Source organism: Bacillota bacterium (assembly GCA_040754675.1).
Taxonomy (GTDB): domain Bacteria; phylum Bacillota; class Limnochordia; order Limnochordales; family Geochordaceae; genus Geochorda.
This window is the reverse complement of sequence record JBFMCJ010000634.1, coordinates 1-2,219: the sequence shown is the minus strand read 5'-3', so window position 1 is coordinate 2,219 and position 2,219 is coordinate 1. Positions and strand designations below refer to the sequence as shown.

At 66.3% G+C, this 2,219-nt stretch carries 3 protein-coding genes; all 3 read right to left on the bottom strand.

Going from position 1 to position 2,219, the window contains the following annotated elements; all coding sequences use genetic code 11:
* Positions 1-996 (bottom strand): Ldh family oxidoreductase (locus tag AB1609_21865; GenBank protein MEW6049082.1); only part of this gene is annotated, 996 nt, incomplete at its 3' end.
* Positions 997-1,230: 234 nt separating this feature from the next.
* Positions 1,231-1,827 carry an HAD hydrolase-like protein gene (locus tag AB1609_21860; protein ID MEW6049081.1) on the bottom strand — a complete coding sequence of 199 codons (597 nt, stop codon included), beginning with the start codon at positions 1,825-1,827 and terminating at the stop codon, positions 1,231-1,233.
* 32 nt (positions 1,828-1,859) lie between these two features.
* Positions 1,860-2,219: putative sulfate exporter family transporter (locus AB1609_21855; GenBank protein MEW6049080.1), on the bottom strand; the 360-nt coding region annotated here is incomplete at its 5' end.

The window sequence follows — 2,219 nt, the reverse complement described above, 5'->3', positions numbered from 1 at the left end:
AAGCCGCTGACGGCGGGTCCGGTGCTCAGGTTCACCAGGGAGGTATACGGTCGCGCCGGGTTCCGGCCGGGTTGCCTGTTTAACCATGGATGCGAGCCGCTCCACGTTCTGCGCGAAGCGGACAGCCGGAATGAAGGCATCGGGTCGCAGCGCCGCGACGAGGTGCCCTACCCCTTGGGGGCGCGTGGTCTCGTACAACCAGCCCACCTCGGTACCGATGCTCGAATCAGACAGGCACGCCGCCAGCACCTCGATGGCCAGAGCCAGCCCGAAGCCTTTGTGCCCGCCGACGGGGAGCAGGGATCCTTCCAGCGCCTCTGCGGGGTCCGTCGTCGGGTTGCCGTCCGCATCCAGGGCCCATCCCTCGGGGATGGGCCGGCCGCTCTTGCGGGCCAGAGTGATCTTGTCACGGGCGACCACGGAGGTGGCCATGTCAAGCGTGATGGCCTCCTTGTACGGAATCGAGATGGCCAGCGGGTTGGTTCCGAGCACCCGACCGCGCCCGCCGGGCGGCGTCATCGCGGGGGCGCCGTTGGTGCACACGAACCCGATCAGGCCCCGTTCGGCGATGCGCTCCGCGTACGGGCCGAGGCTCCCGAAATTCTGGGAACGCCGAACCACCGCCACAGCCACGTTGGCGCCTTGCGCCTTCTGGATGGCCAGGTCCACCGCCATCTGGAGAGCCACCTGGCCGAAACCGTTGGCAGCGTCGATTACCCCGGTGGTGGGCGTCTCCGACACCACACTCGGCAGGGTCTCGAGGTTGTACGCCCCGGCCCGGATGCGCCGCACGATGACTGGCAGCCGCATCACACCGTGCGAGCTGTGGCCTCGCAGGTCCGCCTCAACCAGTGACCACGCCACCGCTGCTGCGATTTCGTCGGCAACCCCCGCTTTGCGCAGGACGGCCTCTGCAAACCATTTCAAAACGTCGGCCGAAAGCAGCACATCCCCTGAAAGAGGAGTCTCCGCGTCTGTGGCGCGCAAGTGGGACACGCGACAACCTCCCCCTGGCAGCATTCGGCGAGCACCCCTCGGGCCGCTCGACCCGAGCAACCTGGACCTACTTGCTCTCCCACCCGGCCGACTGGGACCGGTCCGAGGGCCCGATCTGCCATACCCATATCATACCTGGCTGTCATCATCGTGACCTATCTATACAGTTCGAGCCATCGAGCTCGACTCCTCCTGCAATCTTCGAAAAAACCGGTTGTCAGTCGCTAACCGTTATCACGGGGTTGCCCACAGGTCCAGCAGGTTTTGCAGCACATAATCCGGCTTGATGCGTGATGCTTCCAGCTCGCGCTCGGTCGTGTTACCGGTGAGCACCAGAGCCGTAGGGAAACCAACTGCCAGCCCGGCCACCACGTCGGTGTCGAGCGTGTCGCCAACAAACAGCGTCTCTTGTACGGGTGTGCGAGAGTTTGGGGCATTGCCCACAACCAGGTACTGACACCGGTGGCCGCATGCGCCCGGGTCCTCGACACCATGGAGTCCGCTTTGACGCATCTCGCCCGCCAGTTCCTGGCTCCCGAGAACGTAGACCGATGCCCCCGGGGAGCGTTCCGCTATCCACTCGGCGGTCAGCGCGCCCGCCACGAGCACCTTGTCCTCCGAGACCTCCGCGCCGAGCCGGCGGATCCGGCGGAGGACCGTCGCGGCGTACCGCAGCGAAGTGTTGCTGACGAAGGCAAGCCGCTTCCCCCCGCGCTGGAGGCGCTCAAGGGCCTGGACGGCTCCTTCCACCACCTGCTCGCCGCGGCAGAGGACTCCGTCGACGTCAAGCAGGTATGCAGCGTATTCGCTCGGCCGCCGCTTCAAGCGCACGGTTGCCCAACTCGCCTGCAGGAAGTGGTTCGTCAGCCGAGCACGCCGGTCAGCAGCCAGAAGCCGGTGACGGCAACGACCACGGACGTGACCAGTCCGATGAGTAAGGGACGCAGACCGAGATGGCGCACCCGCCCCAGATCGGAGCTAAGTCCCACGGCGACCAGGACCAGGGTAATCATGAGCTTGCTCGCCTGGCCCAACGCGGCAGCAACCGGCTGCGAGATGACCCCGGCGCTGCTGAGCATGCTCATGCCGACGAATGCGACGACGAACCCCGGAAACGCCGCGCCCACGCCACGCAGCACGTCGTCCGTTTGCCGGGAGCGGCGCACGAACGCCAGTGAGAAGCCCGCCACAAGGGGAACGAGGAAGAGGGTGCGGGTCAGCTT